We start from the raw sequence: 24,060 nt of genomic DNA on the forward strand, positions 1-24,060 counted from the left end.
TCATCTAAGGAAGCTGCTTCCCAGATGGGGTAGAAGTGCAAACCGATAGCGTTAGAAGAAGGTACAACAGCACCAGAGATGATGTTGTTTCCGTAGATCAAGGAACCTGCAACAGGCTCGCGGATGCCGTCGATGTCTACGGGGGGAGCTGCTACAAATGCGATGATGAAGCAGGTGGTTGCTGCCAACAATGTAGGAATCATCAATACGCCGAACCAGCCAATGTAAAGGCGGTTATCGGTGCTGGTGATCCACTGACAGAACCGTTCCCATAAAGAAGCGCTCTCGCGTCTCTGTAATGTGGTTGTCATGGTACGAATAATTGCTTTTGTTTTATATAAAGCTTGTAGGTGTTTTTGCCTACTAAATATAGATTAGAATCTTTTTTGAGTTTTGTAAACCTTTTTGTATTTGTTTTGACTTATTAATATCATTAGTATTTATTATAAATAGTTTAAATATTTTATATTATTCAGTGGCTCTTAATCCTTCTTGCATAAGTCTGGAAAGGATTTGAACAAAATTTTTAGGAAAACATTAGCAAAATAAAGTTACATAATTTCCAGGAATGACAGGGCTATTTACCAGCTCTATCTATCGAATAGAGATAATTTTGATGTGATTAATCACTCTAGAGTTTATTAATTTTTAATTCGCTTCCAAATAAATATCTTGTTTTTGATTGTAGAGGCGTTGCATTGCAACGTCTCCAGGAGATTTTAACTCAATTAAATGATAGATATTTCAACCAGGAGGCCATTTCATCTGTCGCCCGCCCAGAATATGTAAGTGCAAATGATATACGGTTTGTCCACCATCATTTCCATTGTTAATCACAAGGCGATAACCGTTGTTGAGACCTGCTTCTTGAGCAACTTTTTTGGCTGTTAATAATAGATGTCCCAATAATTCACCGTCCTGGCTTTCGGCTTCAGCTAACTTGGGAATGGGTTTTTTGGGAATTACAAGGATATGAACTGGAGCTTGGGGGTTTACATCTTTAAAGGCTAAGGCTAATTCATCTTCATAAACAATATTGGCAGGAATTTCCCGACGAATAATTTTACCGAAAATAGTGTCTTGCGTAGTCATTAATCAATTGATATAGCTGCTCATTGTCAATTGTTAATAATAGGACAACTGAACCATATATATTGACCTGCATTATTTATAATTCGCAATTATTGTCTAAAATCATCAAATATATTCCGAATGGCAACGTCAGCTTCATAGACCAAGATGATTTGGGGTTGCGACATCAAGATTTCCTACAGGCTATGAAAATTGTCTGGCATCAATCAGCCTTAAAGCAAAGATTTCATTTTCGATTCACATTTAGTTCACTTTTTTGGTTCAGCTTCACCAAACTTAATCAATAAAGCGATCGCAACGCTAACAATCAAAATCAAAGTGGTACTTAAAGCCGAACCAAAACCCCAATTTTCCGTTAATCCAAGGAACTGGTTATAAATTAACCTGGTAATAGTCATGCTGGAAGCACCACCAAGTAATTGGGGATTAATATAATCTCCCAAGGCGGTAATAAATACCAGGAAACAACCAGCGATAATACCTGTAAGTGCTTGTGGTACTGTGACTTTCCAAAAAGCAACAATTGGACTTGCTCCCAAATCAGCTGCGGCTTCCAATAAACGTTTATCTAGTTTTTCTAAGGAGGCGTATAAAATCAATACCATATAGGGTAATAAACTGTAACTCATACCAATCAATACGGCATAGGTGGTATTGAGAATTTCTAAACTGGGTAAATCTAGATAGCTTAATACTGTATTAAGTAAACCCGTGGGGCGAAGAATTGTAATCCAAGCGTAGGAACGCAATAACGATGAAGTCCAAAATGGTAAGATTATCGACAGTAACAAAAAGTTTTGCCAGCGCTTAGGTACTTTCTGAGCGATCCAATAAGCTGTAGGCAAGGCTAAGATTAAACAAATTAAAGTAGTTCCAGCAGCAATTAAAACCGAATTTTTTATTATTTCTAAATAAACTGGGTCTAATATCCTAATGTAGTTATCAAATCCATTAGGTTGTACGATATCCCCTGGTTTAATGTCTTTAACGAAGCTTAATTCAATAATTATTAAAGTTGGTAATACTAGTAAAAGGAAAAACCATATACCAGTAGGTGCTAATAAAGGCAATGCTTCCAACCAACCTAAGTTGAATCGATGCCTTTTTTTTATAATTTTTTGCTTAGAAGAAGTTTGAATAGACACAATATCAGTTAATGCGCTATCGCGCACGCTACGCTAACAATTAACAGTTTATGGCTAACGCCACGCCCTTACCGGCTACAGTTAACAGTTGTCAACTCATGATTTAGTGATAACTGTTGCCTGTTCTCTACTCCCTAATAAAAATTGATTAATATAAAAATAAATATCAATTTAATGTTGTTTGGTTCATTAAATGAAAGTATTAGCTACTCGTTAACTTTGTCCAATAACGCTCATAAATAGCTTCCAAATCTCCTACGGGTGCAAGACGTTCACAATTTTCTATAGTAGATTCGGAGGGAAATAAGCTGGTGTTATTTTGTAATTGATCTGGTAATTGGTTATAACCTTCTAAATTAGGTGTTGCTACTCCCAGGCGTTTACTAATATGCACTGCAACTCGTGGTTGTAACATAAAGTTAATCCATTTATAAGCTCCATCAATATTAGGAGAAGTTTTAGGAATTGCAATTGTATCTGTCCATAAAGATGAACCACTTTTGGGAGTAATATACTTTAATTTTGGGTTTTCTTGAGTAATTTTGACTGCATCAGATGAATAACACATTGCTAATGATAAATCTCCAGCCAAAATTTGGTTGCGCCATGCATCAGTATCAAAAGCCGCAATCGCTGGTTTAAGAATTTTCAATTTTTCATAAGCTTGTTTAATCTCACTCTCATTTTTTGAATTATAGGAATAACCCAACATGCGCAAGACTGCACCCATGACTTCTCGAACATCATTTAATAAAGTCATGCGTTTTTTGAGCTTATCTTGGTTCTTCCAAAGATAATTCCAGTCTTCGGGAGGAGGGTCAAGAATTTCTGAATTATATATTAAACCAGTGGTTCCCCAACTGAAGGGAATACTATAACTATTATTGGGGTCATATTGGGGGTTTTTAAACTTAGGAAATAAATTATCTAAACCAATTAATTTATCTCTATTTAACTTAATTAATAGACCCAAATCTATCATTTTTTTAACCATGTAGTCGGAAGGGTAAATTATGCCATAACCTCCACCTCCACCAGCACGTAATTTTGCTAACATCGCTTCATTAGCTTCATAAACACTGGTTGCTACTTTGATCCCGGTTCGGTTACTAAAACCTTCTACTAATTTTCTATCTACATATTGACTCCAAGTATAAACATTAAGTAGATTGCGATCGCTATTAACGGGATTTACACGCATTTCAGCCAGTCTCCAACCACAACCAGCTAGCATAAAACCAGAAAATGCTGCTCCTGTTTGTTGAAAAAATTTTCTTCTACTGGTCATTTGGGGATTAGGGGATCGGGAATTAATTAAATAACAATTTAAATAACGAATGACAAAATTAATTAGCGAAATAGATTGTATCAAGCTAATCAATTTTGTAAAGCTAAACAGTCTACTTCCGACCACCAAGCATAAATTGGCATGTCTGAGTTTGGTAAACTACCTTCAGTATTGGGTTGTCTAACATTAATTCGTAAAGACTGGTTCAATTCGACTACATAATTAATATGGGTACCCATATACATTGTGTTTACTAGTCTGCCTTCAAAACAATTATTTTTTATACTTGGTCTATAAAGTGACAATTGAATTTTTTCGGGGCGCACGCTCACTGAAACTGACTTAGAAACTACCAAATTTGTATCTTTTTGGCGGCCAACGATAATTTTTATACCTGCTTTTGTTAAGATTGCAATCTCTTCATTATTTGCTCCGACTATTTCCCCTTCAAATAAGTTGGTATCGCCAATAAAATCTGCAACAAAAGGTGTTTGGGGAAATTCGTATATTTCTGCTGGTTGACCAATTTGCTCGATTCTACCTTGGTTCATGATTGCAATTCGGTCAGATAGGGACAAAGCTTCTTCTTGGTCGTGGGTTACCATGACAAAAGTTAATCCTAGTTCCCGATGCAAATTGGAAAGTTCTACCTGCATTTCCTTGCGCAGCTTTAAATCTAATGCACCTAGAGGTTCGTCTAATAACAATACCGCTGGACGATTAACTAAAGCCCTGGCTAAAGCTACTCGCTGCTGCTGACCTCCAGAAAGCTGAGATGGATAGCGCGATCGCAAACCTTCCATTTTTACCAATTCTAAGACTTCTAAAACCCGAGCTTTTAGTTCTTTTTTGGACATTCTTTTTAAGCGCAATCCAAAAGCTACGTTATCCCATACGTTCAAATGGTTAAACAAAGCATAACTTTGGAATACTGTATTCACCGGTCGTCGATAAGCAGGAACTCTGCTCATGGATTGACCCTGTATTAATATATTTCCAGTATTAGCCCTTTCAAAACCTGCTATTAGACGTAATGTAGTCGTTTTACCACATCCAGAAGGACCAAGAATACTGAAGAATTCACCTTGCTTTATGTCTAAATTAATGCCACATATTGCTGGCTCTTTATTAAAAAATTTAAATACATTTTTCAACTCCACATCTTTGGATTCAAAAGCTTTCTTTTTCCCCCGATCTTGAGTTATAGTTTGAGCCATAGCCTTTAAAAAAATAGCTTTATTTTACGTATTTTTACTGTGATTGTAATCTACTAGGCAGACTACATTTGCAACTTTAATTTACTGTATTAAGCAAAAATAATTAACTATTCCGTAAATAATTTTCAACTGTTTTAAAAATTTTTCAACTAGCTGCCGGGTGGAATATTGGGTTAATCGTATACATATATTACTAATTTTGTCATTACATTAAATTTTATGAGTTTACTACAATCATCCCTATATGGTGGTAAAAAGGATACTCGTACCGTTGGCAGAGGTTTTCAGTCTGTATTTTTAGTTTTATTCACTTTAACAATGACGACCGGCATTACCTGTCGTTTAGTATATTTACAGATTTTTGAAGGTAAAAACCTCCGGGAACGTGCTGAAGCTAACAGAATTCGTATCATTCCCAAACAGCCGGAAAGGGGTAATATTTTTGACCGCAATGGTAAATTGTTAGCAACAACACGCTACCCTCATTCTGTATACTTATGGCCAATGGCTCATAAAAAAGCATCTTGGTCGCTTGTAGGTCCGCGATTAGAATCAATTCTTAAAATTCCCCAAGAAGAAATTAGCAAACAATTGGAGGAAGCTGGTCCAAATTCTTCTTCTTTGGTGAGAATTGCCCGCGATATTTCTATCGAGCAAATAACCGCACTTAAAGAATATGCTAGTGAATTAAAGAATGTTGAGATTCACCGGGATGCAGTGCGGTTTTATCCCCATGGCAAGGATTTTGCTCACGTGTTAGGTTATACTCGCGAACTCACAGCTGAACAACTTAAAGAGAAGAAAAAAGAAGGCTATCGTCTGGGGGATGTAATTGGGCAAAAAGGTGTAGAAAAAGCCTTTGAGAAAAAGTTGCGGGGTGAATGGGGCGGTCAACGTGTGGAAGTGGATGGTAAAGGTCGCCCGCTTAGAGTTTTAGGAGAAAAGCAAGCTAAAGCTGGTAATGATATTAGACTAACGCTGGATTTGGATATCCAAAAAGCTGCTAGTAAGGCTTTGAAAGGTCGTAACGGGACAATTGTTGCCCTAGATCCGACAACAGGTGGTGTTTTGGCTATGGTATCTTACCCAACATTCGACCCAAATGTTTTTACTAAGCAAAGAGTAAAAGCCAAGGAAATTCTCAGTATTCTTCGGGGGCGGAATAATCCTTTACTTAATCGTGCATTAAGGGCTTATCCACCGGCAAGTACCTTCAAAATTGTTACTACTGCTGCAGGTTTAGAGTCGGGTAAATATTCTCCTCGTACTGTATTACCTACCTATGGTTCTCTTACTTTTGGGGGACATAGATTTGGAGAATGGAACCATAGAGGATTTGGACCTTTAGGTTTTACTGGCGCTATGGCTTGGAGTAGCGATACATTCTTCTATCAAGTAGGTGCAAGAGTTGGGGGTACAACTTTAGTAGAGTGGACTCGTAAATTTGGATTTGGTAAACGAACTGGCTTTGAATTTAGAGCAGAAGAATCGAGGGGTTTAGTTCCAGATAATGACTATCAACTCAAAACCTGGAGACGTCCTTGGACTGTAGGGGATTCGGCAAATATGTCCATCGGTCAAGGGGCGCTTTTGGCGACACCATTACAAGTAGGGGTAATGTTTGCTATATCTGCAAATGGTGGTTATCGGGTCCAACCTCATTTGATCGAAGATAAAAATCAGATAGAAAAATGGCGAACTTCTTTGGGAATGAAGCCATCCACTGTGAAGGTTATTCGCGATGGACTGCGACAAGTAGTAACTAAAGGAACTGGTACAATTTTAAACAAACCAATAATTCCGCCTACAGCTGGTAAAAGTGGAACTGCTGAAGCTTGGAAGCCTAACCGGGTGAAAGCAAATCATGCTTGGTTTGGTGCTTATGCTCCATTTGATAAACCGGAAATCATGGTGTTAGCTTTTGGGGAACATGCTGGTGGTGGTGGTAGTAAGATTGCTGCACCGATGGTTTTAGAGGTATTGAAAGATTATTTTGGGCGCAAATATCCGAATAAATACAATAAGCCCGAAGCGAAGAAATCGTAGATATCATTTTTTTATCATTACTGTATATATACTCTCAGACAACATTGGGACTGATGTGACTTGCAAGACCAGTAAAACCCTCAGTGGTAGTGATTTCAACTTCGAGTTGCCAGTTGAAAAATTGAGTTGTATTAGAGGGTTAATCATATGACACTAGCATCAAGTAGTGCTAATACAACGTATAAAATATTTTTTTATTGAGTGGTATGCGTTAATCTTTTACGTGAAAAATAATCAATAAAAGTAAATTACATGTATTAATAACGCTCTTTAAAAGAGCGCTGAATATATACTAAGAATAAGTGGTGGGAAAAAATCTTAACTGTCAAGTAATTATTTTCCTGTTAAGGTTTTTCATTTCTCTTACATCCTCGTAAGACAGATGAATAATTATATAAAAGATGAATAATTCTATAAAAAAAGAAAGCGGACTCACATTCCTTCAGAAGTTACAGATTGTGACAGCTATCCTAGTATCAATTTTTGGTATTTATACATCATGGCAATCTAACAAAGCGGCTGAGAGTGCAACTGATGCTTTAGAAAGTTTGGACAAGATTAAGGTCGAGCTTAAAGAACGTGAGTTGGAAACTAAAAGGATACAAGAGTTTTCAAGGCGCATTCAAGACCAGCTACCGAATCTTGCCGGTAATAGTCCAACTAAAGCTAAAATTGCTTTAGCAAGTCTCTATTCTTTAGCAGCAAGTGAAACTGATAAATCGATTCTATTCACTATTGCCATTGTCAGTGAAAATGAGGCGATGAAGAGTACAATTAGGGATTTAATTTTAGAAGATTCTTCTGCAACAAATGAATTCAAAGAGCAAATACGAACAAAATTGGGTAAACGACTGACTGCGATTAGCAGCGATTCAAAGACAACTGAAAGTGATTCACAAATCGCAAAACAAGCAAGTGTGGAAAAAAAACTATTACAGCAACTAACACAACAGCGAACTAAAATAGTTGGATGGGTTTATCTTGGTAAGGTAAAATCGGGCAGCCTTACTTTAGAAGATGACAAAACTATAAAGAGTAATCAAGTCCCTTCAGCTGATGCGATAGTTGAAACATCAATTTCAGTGAATCTAAGGAAAAATGCTCCAACTGGTAGAGGATTAGGGGTTATTGAAGGTATTCTTCCTGAAGATTCCAAGCTCAAAATTCAAAGTCTTAAGAAGATTCAAATCAATTCTACTTATGATGCTGTTTGGGCAGAAATTAGTGAAGATTTTAATGCTTGAATTCGACTTTTGTATAGCAGTGGATAAATTTTGCTTGCTAGGCAAATTTAATCAGACTAAAACTTATTAAAATACTCATTGCAACAATAGTAAAAATTTATAGAGCTTATTTACAATTCCACCACCCGTATGAGGGTTAACAGCTTGCAGCAAAACAGATTTAACGGGAAAAGTAAGAGTTGTGGGATAGGTAATCAGATTATTTAAGTACAAAACAAGCATCGAAGATAAACTTTCTAATGCAATAACTCTTCAACCTGATGTTGACCCCAAAGAGTTCTGTAAAGTCCTGGTTGTTGTATTAATTCCTCTTGGGTTCCAGTCTGAACAATTTTCCCTTTATCCATGACAAAAATCCGATCTGCTGATGCTGCTGCGGAAAGTTGGTGGGTAATAAAAATTACAGTTTTTCGCTGCGCACCTTTAGAAAGATTTTTCAGGATAGCTGTAGCAGTTTGGTTATCAACGCTGGAAAGGGCATCATCTAAGATTAAAACTGGAGCATCGACTAGCATTGCTCTCGCTAAGGCTGTACGCTGACGCTGTCCTCCAGAAAGTGTAATACCGCGTTCGCCAACTACAGTTTCGTATTTTTGGGGAAAATTAGCGATTTCAGAACTGATTTGAGCCTGTTTCGCTGCTGTTTCCACATCCTCCTGCTCGCTAACCGGATCCCCGTAACGGATATTATTTTTGATTGTTGTACTGAAAAGAAAACTTTCTTGGGGAACATAGGCGATCGCACCCCTTAATTCGCCCAAAGATAACTTGGTAATATCTACACCATCTAAAAATAACTGTCCGGGTGAGATGTTTAGCAGTCGGGGTAAAGAGTTAGCTAAGGTTGTTTTTCCCGAACCAATCGCGCCAACAATTGCAATGATCTCACCAGGTTTAATTGTGAAGTTCAACCCATCTAAAGCAGAGGTGCTAGCTCCAGGATAGGTGTAAGTGAGATTAACAGCAGAAATTTCACCTTTAACTTGTGATCGCTCTAAATTATCGGTATCCCCAGCATCTTTAATTTTTGGTTGAACGCTCAAAATAGCCTCAACCCGATCTACACTCACTTCTCCCCTTTGGTAAGCCGTAATGGTAAATCCTAAAAGTGCTGTGGGAAATACTAGCTGTTGAATGTAAATTAGTAATGTAACTAGATCGCCAGCACTCATTGTTCCAGAAATCAGACGACCAGCACCCAGCCAAATAATTATTAGGGAACTGATGTTTGCAAGTCCACCGATGATTGGGAAAAGAGTGTTACGACTTTTAGCTAAATCAAGGTTTGCTTCCAGTAGTCTTTGACTTTTATCTGCAAAAGCACGTCGTTCATTCTCTTCTTGAGCGTAAATCTTTAAGGCACCGATTCCGCTAATATCTTCCTGAATCAAATCGCTTAAGGAAGAGAGCTTTTCTTGTACTTGTTGTTGTTCGTTGCGAAGACGGTTACTAAACAATTGCACCAGTAAAAACATTGCCGGATATACTGCCAATGAGAAGATGGTAATGTCCCAACTCAGCGATAGCATTACTGGTAAAGTTAAAACATAAGCGAAAGAGGTATTTGCCAAACTCAATACGGCGAAACCTAATAACCGACGAATATTATCTACATCATTGGTCGCACGACTAATTAGATCGCCAGGAGTATTTGTAGCGAAATAAGATGGCTCTAATGTCAACAAATGCTCAAAAATATTTTGTTTGAGGTCAAATTCTACTTGACGTCCGACCCCAAACAACCAAATTCTTGAAGCCATTCTAATTAACCACATCGCCGAACTAAGTAGGGCAATAATGGCAACATAATTAAAAATATCCTCTAAATTAAAGTTAGATGAAAGCTTATTTACACAGTTACGAATAAGTAAAGGGATATAAACGCCCAACCCATTGACAGCCAGCAGAGCAAAAATTCCTAGTGCTGTTTCTTGCCAATGGGGACGTAGGTAGTTACCTAATGTAGTAAGTCGTCGTGATTTTGCCATTCCAGCAATGTAGAAATTTGTCTCTTTTGACACTCCTTAGTATGTATTAACTCTATCATTGACGGCGAATAAAAATCAAAAGAGCGTATTTTATCTCCGACTGAACTATGGGTTATAGTATGATGCACCCTAAAAATTACGCCTTAAACATATTGCGGAAATAAAAAGTTAGCGAAAATTAAAACTAAAAAAATTAGAACTAAAAAAATTAGAACTAAAAAATTGGAGTACTTTCTGCTACGAAGGCGTAGCAGGATACCCCGATGGATATATTTTTTAACCTCCTAATTCTAGTTACGGTTACCACGCAAGAAGAAAGAAACCTGATTTAGGTAACTGTCCCAAACCTGGGTTGTTAGCTGCAAGGTTTCAGCGTTAGGGACAAAATCTTCTAAACGCAAACCTCTGCGGCCGATTTCTTGAGGATTTTGTAAAAGATAAGGCGACACTTTCAAATTTGCCGGATTCCAAGCCAAAACAGAAGAATCAGTATCTACACTAGTAAATATGCTATCGCCTGCTATATCAGTTACAGAATTATTTTGCGTATTATTTCCAAAAGCTACCAAGGTTTCCGATGGTGAATTTGTAAAAACAGCATTTTGATAATTTTGAATCACTTCCTGGCGAGCTATTTGTGTATCGCCAGTCATAGCAATTGGAGCTCTAACCAAAAAGTAAGCAACTGCTGGCGTGCTGGCAAATAGTAATATTGCCAAAGCTCCACCTACCAAATATCCTCCCTGATCGCCAATGTCTCCACCTTTCTTCATTTTCTGTGAGGCAAGAATCATCAGTAAAATCGCCGCCCCCAGAGGTCTAAGTGGGAAAGATACAACTTCCCATAGTGAAGAAATCACTGGTTCGCCAGGAGTAAAGAAAGCGAAGCCAATAACTACTAACAGGATGATTAGTAATAATCGTCCTAAAAATGTTCCCGACGGATAAAATCTCCGAAATAGCGAAAAAATAATGGTCCCGATCAGCAGCCACAATAAAACCCGGCTTAGTAATACGAACATAGATTTACTCTCAAATCTTCGTTTCGCGGACAGCTTGTGGTTTTTCGGCGAAGGATTTATTTTCCGTGCAAATGATGTTTGTTACCATTTACTAACTTCAAACACATCACGCCTCACACACAAAGACTACCGTCGTAGTGATTTTAGTGCAATTCCTCTAGGATCTGTCTAGTATTTATGAATCCTAGATCCGTAATTTTGATGAATTAAATTAAATTAATTGAGCAACTACGTAGCTACAAGGAAAAACTATGACACAAGAAAATCCTACCATTTTGGTAACAGGTGGAGCTGGATATATTGGTTCTCATACAGTATATGCACTTAAAAAAGCTGGGTATAAAGTTATAATTTTGGACAATTTGGTCTATGGACATCGTGATTTGGTAGAAAGGGTTTTAGAGGTAGAACTAATTGAGGGCGATACAAATGATCGCCAATTATTGGATGAATTATTCAGCAGTCGAGATATTACTGCTGTTATACACTTTAGTGCTTATGCTTATGTGGGCGAATCGGTAAAAGATCCGGCGAAATATTATCGAAATAATGTAATCGGTACGTTAGTCCTCCTAGAAGCGATGCTAGCTGCTTCTGTGAAAAAATTTGTCTTTTCCTCTACCTGTGCGACTTACGGCGTCCCCAAAACAGTTCCTATGCCCGAGGATCACCCCCAAAATCCAATTAATCCATACGGGGAAAGCAAACTGATGGTAGAAAAAATCCTTTCTGACTTTAACAATGCTTACGACTTGCGATCAGTACGTTTTCGTTATTTTAATGCTGCTGGTGCCGATCCCTCTGGCTTATTAGGAGAGGATCATAATCCCGAGACCCATTTGATTCCTCTGGTTTTACAAACAGCTTTAGGAAAGCGGGAGTCAATTTCTATTTTCGGTACTGACTATCCCACTAGCGATGGGACTTGTGTTAGAGACTACATTCACGTTAATGATTTAGCTGATGCTCATGTATTAGGTTTGGAATACTTACTTAAGGGTGGGGATAGTGCTGTATTTAACTTAGGTAATGGCAATGGTTTTTCTGTCAAAGAAGTTATTCAAGCAGCCGAGCAAGTGACAGGGAAAAATATCAAAGCTATAGAATGCGATCGTCGTCCTGGAGATCCACCAGCTTTAATTGGTAGCAGTGATAAGGCGAGACAAATTTTAGGTTGGGAACCTAAATATCCAAATATTCAGGATATTATTGCCCACGCCTGGAATTGGCACCAAAAGCGGCATAAGTAATGGTGATTGCGGATTGGGGACTGGCGACTAGTATATATATTTTTCAGGGTACTAATCTAATATTTTTTCATCTTCCATACCCAATCCCATCACTGCTTAATTTTTTGCAACGCGATAAATAATATTCCCATAACTGCGATCGCAGATAAACCTATACCCCAGATTGGAAATGTAATAGTCTTTGTTTCTCCAGGCTTTTTTATTTCTTTTCGATCTACAGCTTTATCTTCTTGAGGAATTATCCTTGACTCATCTGTATTTTTTGCAACTTTTTTCCCAAAAGCAACTGTTACAGGAAAATTCAATTCAAATGCTTTAAAACTACCTGGATTAATGGCAGAACCACTAAGTTTGAGTTGATACGCACCTGGTTGAGGAAAAACAATCTCAGAACCTGGTATACCCTGATACCTTTCAGCGTCAACTGCTTTTAGCTCTGGCTCAATGATGGGAGGACTGTCAACTTTAAAAGGTTCTTTATAGACTTTTAATTTACAATCGCATTCTGATAAGGGTATTACTTTACCACCCTTGCGGGTTAATGCAAACCAAGTTTTTGCAGGTTCGCCAGATCTGGGGTTATCATTGGGCTCGATATGTAATGTTGCTCCAACATCGGAGTCTATTTTAACTTTATGGGCGTAAACTGAGGAAAAATTTGTAGTAGTTGAAGTCAGAATCAAAAGTAAACAAGTCCCAGAACCAAAGAATGAGGTATTGCAAAGTTTCAAAATATTTTTGGTTGTGTGAATTATTTTGGCTGTATAAACAATTCTGCTAGGATTTTTTGCTGGGTACATAAAACTTTTGTAAACCAAAAAGTGACCAAAAATATCTACTTCTCAGCAGTATTACGCCAGTGCTAACAATAATCAATATCAAAGTTGCTAATTTATTGTGCCAATTGACATCGAAAGAACCAAGGTAGTGAGAACCAATGATTGCCGCATGAAATACACTTAGGATTGCAGCTGGAACGCTGAGTAAGTGAATCTTGCGCCACAAATGACCCAAGTATTTTTGTAAACTATCAAAACTGGTAAAAGCAGCTGGAGCCATTAACAATAATGCGATTAAACCTGCTAAAGTACCCCATTGATATTCAATTGTAAAAAAAGAAACAGCTTCTAAGTTCCATTCAAACGAATGTTCGACTTTGTGAATAGTATGTGCAAGGGAAAGTACAAAAGCACCCACACCCAGAGCGCGTCGGTAACGTAAAGGGGAAGCCCACAAACCACTTAGAGGACGAGCAATTAAGGCTAAAGCTAAAAACATCAATGCTGCGTGTCCTGTGTAGTCCACCATTGTTTGTCCGGTTCGCAGCAGAGTAATGATACCGATGCTTATAGTTACCCAACCACCCATCCGGAATAGTTGAGAGCGTCTGTCCTTACTTACCAAGGATGTGGAGACCCCTACACCCAACATCATAGGTAGAGTTCCCAAACCAAACGCGAACATAGTTGCAGCACCCATTGCTAATTCACCAGTTTCCGCTGCTTTGATTTGGGCTACGTATAAGAAGCCACAAGGCATTAATCCCCAGGTCATTCCCAATAAACCCGGAGTCCACCATCTATTTTGCAAAGAAAGCTTACTCATCCCTGCACTCAAGCGATTGTGCAAATTCCTCTGTAAAATTGGGTGTAATAGAGGAATACGGGGAAGAAAATCGGGTTTAATTTGTTGAATTCCAAACCATATCAACATTAAACCACCGATAATTGCCATCCACTGACGTAAGGTGCTACCTACTCCCGCTAATTGTCCCCCAGCGAGTAATACCGAACCTAAGGCTCCAATTCCAGCGCCAAAAAGTGTATAGCTTAGTATTCGCCCTGCATTTAACAATAAGTGAAACCTTAACTGTTCTACCCAATGGGGATTTTGTTGATTTTTAGATAAAGAAAAAGCCACTGTTAAGGGACCACACATCCCCAAGCAGTGTCCGAAGCTCCCTAGAAAACCTAGGGTCATAATGAGTAATAAATTCAGCATCATGTTGTTATACAATTAAAGGCTATTGATGCTTAAGAATGTAGATTAAATAAAGTACAAAAGTAGGGTGCTGTTAGCATTGCGTAACGCACCATTCCAAATTTCAGAGTTGCAGTTTATTATAAATTCTCATTCCTTAATAATCTTTGCCTCGTAGCGCTACATTCATTTCTCACAAAAACAAAACTCAGAAATATTAAGTTAGGTTGATGTACTCCTAATCTAAAAAACAAGGATATAAGATTATTCTTTACTTAAGGTAAGGTTGATGCTAACCCGATGTCTTGACATGATCAAATACAAAGCATCAGTAATCAAACTGATTCATGTAAAATAAAAAATCTACATTTGATGCTCGTTATTGTGATGCTTTTTGTGACCTTGTGGCTTGTCTGTTGTTACCTGAATAACTTCCGTATCTTTAATGACTTTACCGCCGATTGCTAAATCTTCATGTTTATTAGTGTTTAAAGTAACGCTAATTTCATTATTACCTGGTTCGAGATTATTGAGATAGTACCAAGAACTGTAAAGCCTGGTAATTTTTTTACCATTTATAAATAAATGAGCGTGCCCTTCATTTAATACTGAATTTTTATTAATTCGTTCTGGCGCAAACTTAAAATTAGCAACCTTGATTTCTAAATTCCACCCCTTTATTGTATCTTTGTGGACTATTAAATCTACTTTTGGTGCATCTTGAGTAGCAGGAATTTCTACTTGTTTATGATGGTGATGCTTGCCTTTATCAGTTTTAGGGCTAGCATTAGCAAGACAGCTTGTCAAACAAATTAAACTGAAACAGGATAATCCGAGCACAGCAACCAAAGATTTATTCTTCATGGTTTGCAATGAAAATTAATTACGCTGTAGAGAATCCCAAATACCTTACGTGTAAATACGCATGAAGTCAAAAGACATAATGTCAAACTTAAAAAAATTTCCAGTCTTAATCCTAGTAAAAATAAGACTTACAGAGGTAAAAGCAAATATATTAAGAAAAGTTATAAGGATATAAGACAAAACAGAAATCAAGGTGTTATATACTACTACTGCATTGAAAATTTACTGATTTATTGTTGGTTTCTATAGAGCAAACTGGATTAAATATTTATCGTCTTCACCATCTAAGGAATGAGAATTTAATAACCTGTAATTCTTAAATCTGGAATGGTGCGTTACGCAATGCTAACAGCACCCTACTTTTGTACTTTATTTAATCCATATTCCTAAGCACACATCACATCATCCAAATTTCAAGTGGGAAAGATAATGAAAAAATGGATATGGCTAATTTTTTTATTAGCAGCAGTATTTTTCGTAGTTGGAAATGGTGGTTTTTCGCAAGCACCAAAGTCTAAAATTATTTCAGCAAGCAAAAGTAATAAAACTACTTTACAAGCCCAACCTCCAACTAACAAAAACCAGCTTCAAAATTACTCTACACCAGTAAATAATTATCCTCAAGTATCTGAAACAAATTTATTTACACACCTGAATAAATTAAATTTTCAGCGTTATACTTCCCCAGAAAGAGAACGCGCTCGTAGTTATATTGTTAATGAACTAAAAAAATTAGGATGGGAACCAAAATTAGAAAAATTTCCCCAAGGAATTAATATTTTCGCCGAACGTCAAGGAACTGAAGAAAATGCTGGAGCAATTCTGATTGGAGCTCATTATGATACGGTGTTTAGATCTCCTGGAGCCGATGATAATGCTAGTGGTGTTGCTGTCATTTTGGAAATGGCTCGAATTCTAGGAAAAACTCCAACACCTCGAACCTTAGAATTAGTTTTTTTTGATAAAGAAGAAGCTGGACTTTTAGGTAGTTTGGCTTTTACTGCTCAGCCAAAACATATGGAAAACCTCGCAGGGGTAATTGTAATGGATATGGTGGGTTATGGCTGTTACACTTCAGGTTGTCAAAAATATCCCGATAATTTACCTATAACTCCACCTAGCGATCAGGGTGATTTTCTTGCAGTCATTGGCGATATAGAACATTTACCTTTATTAAATTCCTTTGGTACTCCCAAGCTACTAGCTTCAAAGTCTGAAAACTCAAATGGGAATTCAAAAGCCAGCTATTTAAAAACCTTATCTCAACCATCTGTTTTAAAGTTGCCGATCCCTCTTAAAGGTATCCTCACACCTGATGTATTGCGTAGCGATCATGCTCCATTTTGGTATCAGGGAATAGGAGCGGTTTTAATCACAGATACCGCTAATCTTCGTACACCTTACTACCATAAACCTAGTGATACTTTTATTAATATTGAGCGTTCGTTTTTTAGAGGTGCAGCACAAATAATTGTTGATGCAACCACCGATTTACTTGAAAATAGAGAATCTCTAAAAACTCCCGTAAAGAATAATACTTAAATATTTAGATTACAAGTTTTGTTATTTATCTCCTCATTGTCCATCTCATAATAGTTCAAGATCTTCTGAAGGAGGAGCAGAAGATGGAGAATAGGGAATAGGAAAAATTTTTAACAAAGATGTATGGTCATAAATAAATTTTTTGCTGCTCGGAAATTTATTCTTTGCTGTTTACATTTACCAATTTTTCCGTTCCCGTTTATTTCTTTTATTTCAACAACTCAGAGCAGTTAAACCCTAAAGGGTATTATCTAGAATGCTCCAGTACGACCCAAAAGAATGTGAAATGTTTTAACAAGGACGAGTACATCATATAGTGGATGCCACTTTTTCTGATATTGCAAATCTAATTTAACAACTTGTTCAAAATCTTTGACTTGGGAACGTCCATTAATTTGCCATTCTCCCGTTAAACCAGGTTTGACATTTAAACGCTCCCAGTGGTGACCTTGATATTTGCTTACTTCATCTGCTGTTGGTGGACGCGTTCCAACTAAACTCATCTCACCCACCAAAACGTTAAAAAATTGTGGTAGCTCATCTAAACTACTGCTTCGAAGAAACTTACCGACTCTTGTGACTCTAAAGTCATTTTTACTTTTAAAAAACAGTCCATTTGCTTCGTTTTCAACTAAAGACTTGAGCTTTTCGGCGTCACTCACCATAGAACGAAATTTACGAAGACGAAATGGGCGTCCTTGAAGTCCGTAACGTTCTTGCTCGAAAAATATTGGACCTGTTGGATCGTCAAACTTGATTGCAATAGCTATCGGTACAAATAGAATTGCCAAAATTACTAGTCCAACCAGACTACCGACAATGTCCAAACAACGTTTAAATTTTGATGTTGCAGAAGGATGTGGTTCGGGTTGTAATTTCCAAGTGCTGGAATTTCCCCCCCTAAAATATGCTGTTAATGATGTCTGGTACATTGCTCGGCGAAATAATAGATAAAAAATATATTTATGAGTCTTTAATTATGAATATAGACCTAGTCTTACTCAATTAATCATTGTTAAACAGTATATTTACTTAATCTTCATCAAGATAATCTATCAGATCGCTTTTAATAAATTTACGATAAAGCGAAAAAAATATTTCTTATGGGGGATGATAATTGACATAGTGACCTGAAAATTCTTTTTATTTGTCTTCTTGCTTGCTATTAATTCACTAGTTGTAGTGTCAGTCAAAAAAAACACTAAACTAATTAAAGTTAAAAATATAAATTAATGTTTTCTGAGTGTTAATCTGCGTATAATGCAGAGAAAAGGGGATAAAACACCTTTGTCTGCTTGATGAATAGATAGATTTTAGAGTAATATATTTAACTAGTTGTTTTGTTTGAATTATAAAATTAAGTTGTATTTAATAATTGAATGCTAGCTACTTGCTTTATCTAACTTTAAATTATCTAATTCTGGTATCAATATGTTTAGTTATACTTCCGTATAAGCTGTAAGTTTCACTTAGTATTTTGAATGCTTCGAGTGCTACTATTACTTTTTATTTGCTTAAATAATTTTTTGCTCAAATAAATTTTTGTGGTGCTATCTCAGAATTAAGGTTTGAAAAATATGATTCCAACAGAGGTTGAAGATAAAGTCAAAGAAATGAATGCTAGAGTTAATGGCTTAGAGTCTATTGTGGAACAAATAGGGGAAGCTGTCCTAGCCACAACCCAAACCATCGAAAATCTTGGTAATAGAATTGATAATTTAAGCGTTCAAGTTGAGGAGCAAGGAAAGCAAATCCAGCAGCAAGGTTATCAAATATTGGCGCTTTGCAATGTCATTGAGACTCTAGCTGACAACCAAGATGACTCGCTGAAAAAAATCACTGGATTGACCCAGAGTCTCAACCGTTTAATGGATATACTTGAAGGGACAGAAAAATAGTGGGTAGGAAAAAGTTACAATCTCAGTCTGGTGACAGCAATTTTTCCTGAGAAACAGACATCAACATCACTATTGGGAGTTTTTTCTCGTTTGGCATATTCACCGGTATAGTAAAAGTTATTCCCTTCTATGTGATAGTTGATGGGTAAAGGTTTTGTGCATGATTCACAAAATATCACTTCCGGTTGTGGACTTTCCGGAGATAGGTGGGGCAAATTTACGTTCCAAAAACTACCTATTTCTATAGGACGTTCGAGTAAATCGACTAAAATTTTCGCAGTCCACTTGGATGACACATCCCAATCAAACTGTAAATCTTTTTTTTTGTACTGTGAAATTGCAATTCCTGGAACACCGTGCATTGCTGCTTCTCTAACTGCTGCAACAGTACCAGAAATGTATGTATCCACTCCCATGTTACCACCAGCATTGATTCCTGAAAGTACATATTTGATATCTTGACTGATGTGACTTACAGCAACACGAATACAATCTGCGGGAGTACCTGAAATTGCATATTCATTTTCGGAGCGATTTTGAATTTGGATGGGAATGTTTGTAGTTACTCGATGTCCGCAACCGGAGTGATGTTCTTTAGGAGCTGCAACGATAATTGGTGGTTTGCGTTGTGGTAATGAATTTACAGCTTTGTAGAGTGCTTGAATTCCGGGAGCGTCAATTCCATCGTCATTGGTGAGTATAAAAGTCATAACTTTTTTAATTAGTTACTGGTCTTTTCTTTTAACAAAGAGCCAATATATATTGCAAATTATATTTTCGTTCATCAAGAAGAAAATTAGCAGATTCGGAATCAAATCAACGCAAATATATAGCGCTACGCGCAAGCGGCTAGCGTAAGCGTACCGGATCCGCAGGTAGCGCAGCTAGAGGCAAAGACGCGCCTTACGGCGTAAGCGCAGCCATACCGTAAGGTTTAACGCCGTCGCCGCAGGCTCTAGGTATTGCGTGTCCGTAAGGACATAAGTCATTAGCATCGCGTGTCCGTAGGACATAAGCCTAATACGTATTGCTTTTAGGGTAAATATATGTCCTAACGTAACTTCGTAGTGCGATAAAAGTTATTTTCAGCAAGTTAGAGAAAAAATTAGGGAGCTTCAATCAGGATTGTTGTGGAGTTCAACTTACTCTTTAGTCTCTTTGGAGACGCAGCAGCACCACGTCTCCAATAAGTTTATACGCGAAATTTTTTCCCCCATGACCCTATACTCAAAAAATTATGCGATCTAGATATTCTTCATTCTTTTACATAAAGTTAAATGTTTGTAATTAATCTGGCTTTGCGGAGAAGGAAAGTTAATACAGTTTCCTCTTGGGAAATTATTTCTGCTGTAGTTTCCATCCCTGCTTGTAAATCAAAATGTTCATCTTGCTTTTCTAAGTAAGAATGTTCTGGTTCGATGGTCACTTGATAAGAAGGTGGTTCGGGAGTGAGAGATTTTTGCTCTTTTTCCACTGTATCGGCGGTTATTTCTCTAACTGCACCCTTAAGGACGCCATAGTCTGGATATGGGTAAGCAGAAACTCGCATTTGGACTTTGCCTTCCTGACAATCAGCAACTTTGACAGCCTTGCAAATTTTAACTTTGCTGATGTCTTCTGCTGTAACCCGAGCTTTAACCACCAAGGGAGCAGAACCGGGAGAAATATGTGCAACAGCTTCCCCTGGATTGACTACTTGGGAGGGATTTCTTAATTCTAAGTTGAGAATAGTTCCCGCCATTGGAGCCCTAACTATAGTTTTTTGTAAATCCTCAAGAACCTGTTTGAATTCCTGGCGATCGCTCATAATTTGATTTTCGATTTCGATTCGCCTTTGGACGATGCTTTCTTTTTCTTTGTGCAATGCAGCTAAAGTAGATTCACCCCTAGCCTTAATTTGCGCTATTTCTTCTTGAGCAATGGAGATTTCTGCATTTGTTGGGTTTATTTGAGCTTTTGCATTCTCTACCCTAGCTTGTGCAGCTTTAAAAGATTGTTCTTTCTCTTTAATTTGCAATTCAGAGATAGCTCCGGTATTACCCAGCTTTTGGTATCGCTTCATCTCTTCCTTGGCTAAGTCTAGATTTGCAATTGCTTCGTGTAATTGTGCCTGAGTACCAATTTCTTTGTCTCTATATTCTCTCTTGGTTCGTCTTAATTTAGCTTGTGCTGATGCAACTTGTCTCTCAACGGACTTAGATTCAGCATTAATCTGTGCTTGTAATGCCCATAGTTGGGCATCAATTTGAGATAATTCCAATTGATTCTGACGAATCCGCAGTTTAACCTGACTCTTTTTTGTTCTTAGTTGAGAATCATCAATGGTAGCTATTGGTTGACCTTTTGCAACTACTTGATTCTGTTTGACCTTGATGCTGGTCACCATTCCCGATGCTGCTGCTTCCACGACTCGATCTTCCCCAATCGGGCGTACCCTAGCAGTTGTTTTTACTGTCATCGGATACTCGGTGGTTGCAGCTAGTGCAACTGCAATCCCAACTGAACCTGGTAGAACCAAGCCTCCCAATCTTGTCCAAGTACCAATTTCCGGTAACAGATCTTCACTCCCGATTTGGGGTAAATATTCAGGTTTACTCTCGATGGGTTTGCTTTCAATAAACATGATAAATCAATATATAAATTGACTAATATAAATTAACTAAGAAAAGCATCACAGATTTGCTCAAAGGAATTATTTCTGTAATATTCTTGTCAATCGTGATATACGCTTTTTTAGTTTATATTGAAATATTCAATTTAATGCAAACTTATAAAAAAAACAGTATGGCAATATTATTTATTACTAATATGATGTTTTTCATGTAACCTTATATCTTTTTTTTAGATCCTACCTGTTATTATTAGTAATTATTTAAAACCTCTTATGCCAAAGATTGTAGATTATTGCAAATAATTTTATTCGTTAATGTTAGTGCAAAATTTGCTACTCAAGTAAAGTGATCAAAGCAACATTGTAAAATAATTTGCCATCAAATTTAAGTAACTTAAAAGTGTGTTTTTATTGTTAAAATCAGCCATATCACAAGTTGTAAAGTCAATTTTCAACCTCTAATGGAGTAGAACCTTAAATGATTAAAAAACACTAACTTAGACCAAGTTAAGCATAGGATATAGTTTAATTTTTCAAGCTTTTAGTAAGAAGAAAATCTATAGTCTAAGTCAACCACCTCCGGTTATTAAATCGAGGTTTCCAGGATATAGCCGCAAGGTATTATGAAATATCAGTTTGTTCGACAGCATAGTGAAGAAGACTGTGGTGCCGCTTGTCTGGCTGCCATTGCAAAACATTATCAGCGCACATTTGCCCTCAACCGAGTTCGGGAAGCAATAGGTACGGGACAACTAGGAACAACCATGTTGGGCTTAAGACAGGGAGCAGAAGCTCTAGGTTTTAATGCTCGAGCAGTCAGAGCTTCACCAGAACTGGTTAATCAAATAAAAAAAGCACCACTCCCGGCGATTATTCACTGGAAAGGAAAACACTGGGTTGTTTTATACGGACAGAAAGGAAATAAATACGTAGTTGCAGACCCAGCGATCAATATTCGTTACTTATCTAAGAAAGAGTTGGTTGAAGGATGGGCAAACTGGGTCATGCTGTTGGTGGAGCCAGATTCAAGCCGTTTTTACGAGCAACCGAATGACAAAATCGGAGGATTTGGGCGCTTCTTTTCTCGGGTGTGGCCTTATAAAGGTATTCTGGCTCAGGCTCTTGTTTGTATCATCATAGTTGGTATGCTTTCCCTTGCTTCTCCTATCCTGATGCAAATCCTCACAGATGATGTACTCGTTCGGGGTGACATGGATATGTTGAGGGAAGTAGGAATTGCTGTTTTAGTGATGAACATCGTCAGTTACAGCCTAAGGATGGTTCAATCTAACTTAGTCGCCCATTTTGCCCAAAGGTTGCAACTGAGTCTGATACTTGAATTTGGACGACAAATTTTACGCTTACCTCTAAAGTATTATGAAGCTCGCCGTAGTGGTGAAGTGGTGAGTCGGTTAGAAGATATTCAAAAGATTAACCAGTTAGTATCACAATTAGTAATTGCTGTACCCAGTCAATCTGCGATCGCATTAGTCTCTTTGGGCGTGATGATTTTTTATAGCCCTATATTGACATTGGTCGCAGTTGGAATTGCAATTTTGATGACTGGTTCTACATTTGTTTTCCTACCCTCACTACAGCGCAAGTCAAGAAATTTATTGATTTTGGAAGCTGAAAATCAAGGTGTTTTGGTTGAAACTTTCAAAGGTGCATTAACACTCAAAACAACCAATGCAGTACCGCAATTTTGGGAGGAATTACAAGCTAGATTTTCTCGATTTGCTAACGTATCATTCGGTACTATTCAAATTGGTATTATCAATAATGTATTCTCTGGATTCGTTGCTACCAATGGTAATTTAGCCTTACTTTGGTATGGCAGTAGTTTGGTAATTAATCAGGAAATTACTATTGGTCAGTTGCTAGCTTTCACCAGTATGAATCGGAATTTGTCGTCATTTATTAGTACTGTAGTTTCCTTTGTCGATGAATTTACGATGGTCAAGACTGCTACCCAACGCTTATCGGAAGTGACTGACGCGACGCCAGAAACAAAAGACGACGAGAAGAAGCATTACGCTAAAATTCCTAGTGACGCTGACATTACCTGTGATAACCTCACATTTCATTATTCCGGTAGATTAAATCTGTTGGAAGACTTTAACATCCGCATTCCTGGTGGAAAAGTTGTGGCGTTGATTGGCGAATCAGGTTGTGGTAAAAGTAGTGTGGCTAAAGTGATTGCAGGTTTGTATGTACCTCAGTCGGGTAACATTCGCATAGGTGATTATAATTTAAAGGATTTATCTTTAGATTGTTTGCGAGAACAGATTGTTCTGGTTCCTCAAGATGCTCACTTTTGGAGTCGAACGATTGTGGAAAATTTTCGTTTAGCTGCTCCGAGAGCTAGTTTTGAGCAAATGGTGCTTGCTTGTAAAATTGCTGAAGCTGATGGTTTTATTAGTAAGTTACCAGATAAATACCAGACTATTTTAGGTGAGTTTGGTGCGAATATTTCTGGAGGTCAACGTCAAAGACTTGCGATCGCCAGAGCAATAATTAACGATCCACCTATTTTGATTTTGGATGAATCAACCGGGGGGCTAGATCCAGTTAGTGAAAATCGAGTTTTGAGTCAATTGTTTGCTTTTCGTAAAGGAAAAACTACAATTTTGATCAGTCACCGTCCCCGGGTAATTTCCAAGGCTGATTGGATAATACTGTTAGATCAAGGTCAATTAAAAATCCAAGGAACTTTCGAAGAATTGCGTTCTCAATCGGGTAACCATTTAGATTTTTTAAACCCTTAGAAGGTGTTATAAAAACTTATTTTTAGCTGATTGAATTCTGCCCTAATTAAGGTTTTAAACTCTTTTGAACTACTCGTTTATCATACTCAGTCTAGGAGAGCCATA

At 37.5% G+C, this 24,060-nt stretch carries 18 protein-coding genes and 1 pseudogene; 6 read left to right on the plus strand and 13 right to left on the minus strand.

Features of this window, described 5'->3' with window-relative positions; translation table 11 throughout:
• The 5 genes and pseudogenes from QNJ50_RS20545 to QNJ50_RS20565 all read right to left on the minus strand — a co-directional run.
• A pseudogene (locus QNJ50_RS20545) lies at positions 1-311 on the minus strand (photosystem II q(b) protein); the annotation flags it as partial.
• Between the two features lie 433 nt (positions 312-744).
• Positions 745-1,092 carry a histidine triad nucleotide-binding protein gene (locus tag QNJ50_RS20550; RefSeq protein ID WP_300638710.1) on the minus strand — a complete coding sequence of 116 codons (348 nt, stop codon included), beginning with the start codon at positions 1,090-1,092 and terminating at the stop codon, positions 745-747.
• Positions 1,093-1,340: 248 nt separating this feature from the next.
• Positions 1,341-2,231: an ABC transporter permease gene (locus tag QNJ50_RS20555; protein ID WP_300638740.1), complete on the minus strand. Its 891-nt coding sequence runs from the start codon at positions 2,229-2,231 to the stop codon at positions 1,341-1,343.
• 208 nt (positions 2,232-2,439) lie between these two features.
• Positions 2,440-3,525: a spermidine/putrescine ABC transporter substrate-binding protein gene (locus tag QNJ50_RS20560; protein ID WP_300638712.1), complete on the minus strand. Its 1,086-nt coding sequence runs from the start codon at positions 3,523-3,525 to the stop codon at positions 2,440-2,442.
• 89 nt (positions 3,526-3,614) lie between these two features.
• Complete coding sequence (locus QNJ50_RS20565; protein ID WP_300638714.1) at positions 3,615-4,742, minus strand: ABC transporter ATP-binding protein; 1,128 nt, start codon at positions 4,740-4,742, stop codon at positions 3,615-3,617.
• 219 nt (positions 4,743-4,961) lie between these two features.
• Between QNJ50_RS20565 and mrdA the strand changes: the two genes are divergently transcribed.
• Positions 4,962-6,788 (plus strand): penicillin-binding protein 2, encoded by a 1,827-nt coding sequence (gene mrdA / locus QNJ50_RS20570; protein WP_300638716.1) that lies wholly within the window; start codon positions 4,962-4,964, stop codon positions 6,786-6,788.
• Positions 6,789-7,189: 401 nt separating this feature from the next.
• Positions 7,190-8,032, plus strand: coding sequence for a hypothetical protein (locus QNJ50_RS20575; RefSeq protein WP_300638718.1), 843 nt, complete (start codon positions 7,190-7,192; stop codon positions 8,030-8,032).
• 236 nt (positions 8,033-8,268) lie between these two features.
• Here the strand turns inward: QNJ50_RS20575 and QNJ50_RS20580 are convergent, their stop codons facing one another.
• Together QNJ50_RS20580 and QNJ50_RS20585 are read right to left on the minus strand one after the other, a co-directional pair.
• Positions 8,269-10,020, minus strand: a complete 1,752-nt coding sequence (locus tag QNJ50_RS20580; RefSeq protein ID WP_300638742.1) for an ABC transporter ATP-binding protein — start codon at positions 10,018-10,020, stop codon at positions 8,269-8,271.
• 290 nt (positions 10,021-10,310) lie between these two features.
• Positions 10,311-11,042 (minus strand): hypothetical protein, encoded by a 732-nt coding sequence (locus QNJ50_RS20585; protein WP_300638720.1) that lies wholly within the window; start codon positions 11,040-11,042, stop codon positions 10,311-10,313.
• Positions 11,043-11,293: 251 nt separating this feature from the next.
• Here QNJ50_RS20585 and galE point away from each other — a divergent pair, with 251 nt between their 5' ends.
• Entirely contained in the window at positions 11,294-12,292 is a 999-nt protein-coding gene (gene galE, locus QNJ50_RS20590) for a UDP-glucose 4-epimerase GalE (protein ID WP_300638722.1), read from the plus strand.
• Between the two features lie 89 nt (positions 12,293-12,381).
• Here the strand turns inward: galE and QNJ50_RS20595 are convergent, their stop codons facing one another.
• The 3 genes from QNJ50_RS20595 to QNJ50_RS20605 form a co-directional block, all read right to left on the minus strand.
• Positions 12,382-13,092: a hypothetical protein gene (locus tag QNJ50_RS20595; protein WP_300638724.1), complete on the minus strand. Its 711-nt coding sequence runs from the start codon at positions 13,090-13,092 to the stop codon at positions 12,382-12,384.
• Entirely contained in the window at positions 13,070-14,293 is a 1,224-nt protein-coding gene (locus QNJ50_RS20600) for a sulfite exporter TauE/SafE family protein (RefSeq protein WP_300638744.1), read from the minus strand. Before QNJ50_RS20600 ends, QNJ50_RS20595 begins: the two co-directional genes overlap by 23 nt.
• Positions 14,294-14,635: 342 nt before the next feature.
• Positions 14,636-15,136 carry a hypothetical protein gene (locus QNJ50_RS20605; protein WP_300638726.1) on the minus strand — a complete coding sequence of 167 codons (501 nt, stop codon included), beginning with the start codon at positions 15,134-15,136 and terminating at the stop codon, positions 14,636-14,638.
• 429 nt (positions 15,137-15,565) lie between these two features.
• On the opposite strand from QNJ50_RS20605, the gene QNJ50_RS20610 reads away from it, so the two are divergent.
• Positions 15,566-16,678 (plus strand): M20/M25/M40 family metallo-hydrolase, encoded by a 1,113-nt coding sequence (locus tag QNJ50_RS20610; RefSeq protein ID WP_300638728.1) that lies wholly within the window; start codon positions 15,566-15,568, stop codon positions 16,676-16,678.
• A 251-nt stretch (positions 16,679-16,929) separates the two neighbouring features.
• Here the strand turns inward: QNJ50_RS20610 and QNJ50_RS20615 are convergent, their stop codons facing one another.
• On the minus strand, positions 16,930-17,610 hold the full coding sequence (locus QNJ50_RS20615; protein ID WP_300638730.1) for a sugar transferase: 681 nt from the start codon (positions 17,608-17,610) through the stop codon (positions 16,930-16,932).
• A gap of 645 nt (positions 17,611-18,255) precedes the next feature.
• Between QNJ50_RS20615 and QNJ50_RS20620 the strand changes: the two genes are divergently transcribed.
• Positions 18,256-18,576 carry a hypothetical protein gene (locus tag QNJ50_RS20620; protein WP_300638732.1) on the plus strand — a complete coding sequence of 107 codons (321 nt, stop codon included), beginning with the start codon at positions 18,256-18,258 and terminating at the stop codon, positions 18,574-18,576.
• A gap of 14 nt (positions 18,577-18,590) precedes the next feature.
• Here the strand turns inward: QNJ50_RS20620 and surE are convergent, their stop codons facing one another.
• Both surE and QNJ50_RS20630 read right to left on the minus strand, forming a co-directional pair.
• A complete protein-coding gene (gene surE / locus QNJ50_RS20625; RefSeq protein ID WP_300638734.1) occupies positions 18,591-19,286 on the minus strand; it encodes a 5'/3'-nucleotidase SurE in 696 nt (231 codons plus the stop codon).
• 563 nt (positions 19,287-19,849) lie between these two features.
• Positions 19,850-21,199 carry an HlyD family secretion protein gene (locus QNJ50_RS20630; RefSeq protein WP_300638736.1) on the minus strand — a complete coding sequence of 450 codons (1,350 nt, stop codon included), beginning with the start codon at positions 21,197-21,199 and terminating at the stop codon, positions 19,850-19,852.
• Positions 21,200-21,810: 611 nt separating this feature from the next.
• Here QNJ50_RS20630 and QNJ50_RS20635 point away from each other — a divergent pair.
• Complete coding sequence (locus QNJ50_RS20635; protein ID WP_300638738.1) at positions 21,811-23,955, plus strand: peptidase domain-containing ABC transporter; 2,145 nt, start codon at positions 21,811-21,813, stop codon at positions 23,953-23,955.
• The last annotated feature ends 105 nt before the right edge of the window (positions 23,956-24,060 follow it).

Origin of the sequence: Mastigocoleus sp. MO_188.B34 (assembly GCF_030065675.1) — a bacterium.
Taxonomy (GTDB): Bacteria; Cyanobacteriota; Cyanobacteriia; order Cyanobacteriales; family Nostocaceae; genus Mastigocoleus.

Coding starts and splice junctions, on each gene's coding strand:
- QNJ50_RS20550 (WP_300638710.1), bottom strand. CDS start 1,092: ATGACTACGCAAGACACTATTTTCGGTAAAATTATTCGTCGGGAAATT.
- QNJ50_RS20560 (WP_300638712.1), bottom strand. CDS start 3,525: ATGACCAGTAGAAGAAAATTTTTTCAACAAACAGGAGCAGCATTTTCT.
- QNJ50_RS20565 (WP_300638714.1), bottom strand. CDS start 4,742: ATGGCTCAAACTATAACTCAAGATCGGGGGAAAAAGAAAGCTTTTGAA.
- mrdA (WP_300638716.1), top strand. CDS start 4,962: ATGAGTTTACTACAATCATCCCTATATGGTGGTAAAAAGGATACTCGT.
- QNJ50_RS20575 (WP_300638718.1), top strand. CDS start 7,190: ATGAATAATTCTATAAAAAAAGAAAGCGGACTCACATTCCTTCAGAAG.
- QNJ50_RS20580 (WP_300638742.1), bottom strand. CDS start 10,020: ATGGCAAAATCACGACGACTTACTACATTAGGTAACTACCTACGTCCC.
- QNJ50_RS20585 (WP_300638720.1), bottom strand. CDS start 11,042: ATGTTCGTATTACTAAGCCGGGTTTTATTGTGGCTGCTGATCGGGACC.
- galE (WP_300638722.1), top strand. CDS start 11,294: ATGACACAAGAAAATCCTACCATTTTGGTAACAGGTGGAGCTGGATAT.
- QNJ50_RS20595 (WP_300638724.1), bottom strand. CDS start 13,092: ATGTACCCAGCAAAAAATCCTAGCAGAATTGTTTATACAGCCAAAATA.
- QNJ50_RS20600 (WP_300638744.1), bottom strand. CDS start 14,293: ATGCTGAATTTATTACTCATTATGACCCTAGGTTTTCTAGGGAGCTTC.
- QNJ50_RS20605 (WP_300638726.1), bottom strand. CDS start 15,136: ATGAAGAATAAATCTTTGGTTGCTGTGCTCGGATTATCCTGTTTCAGT.
- QNJ50_RS20610 (WP_300638728.1), top strand. CDS start 15,566: ATGAAAAAATGGATATGGCTAATTTTTTTATTAGCAGCAGTATTTTTC.
- QNJ50_RS20615 (WP_300638730.1), bottom strand. CDS start 17,610: ATGTACCAGACATCATTAACAGCATATTTTAGGGGGGGAAATTCCAGC.
- QNJ50_RS20620 (WP_300638732.1), top strand. CDS start 18,256: ATGATTCCAACAGAGGTTGAAGATAAAGTCAAAGAAATGAATGCTAGA.
- surE (WP_300638734.1), bottom strand. CDS start 19,286: ATGACTTTTATACTCACCAATGACGATGGAATTGACGCTCCCGGAATT.
- QNJ50_RS20630 (WP_300638736.1), bottom strand. CDS start 21,199: ATGTTTATTGAAAGCAAACCCATCGAGAGTAAACCTGAATATTTACCC.
- QNJ50_RS20635 (WP_300638738.1), top strand. CDS start 21,811: ATGAAATATCAGTTTGTTCGACAGCATAGTGAAGAAGACTGTGGTGCC.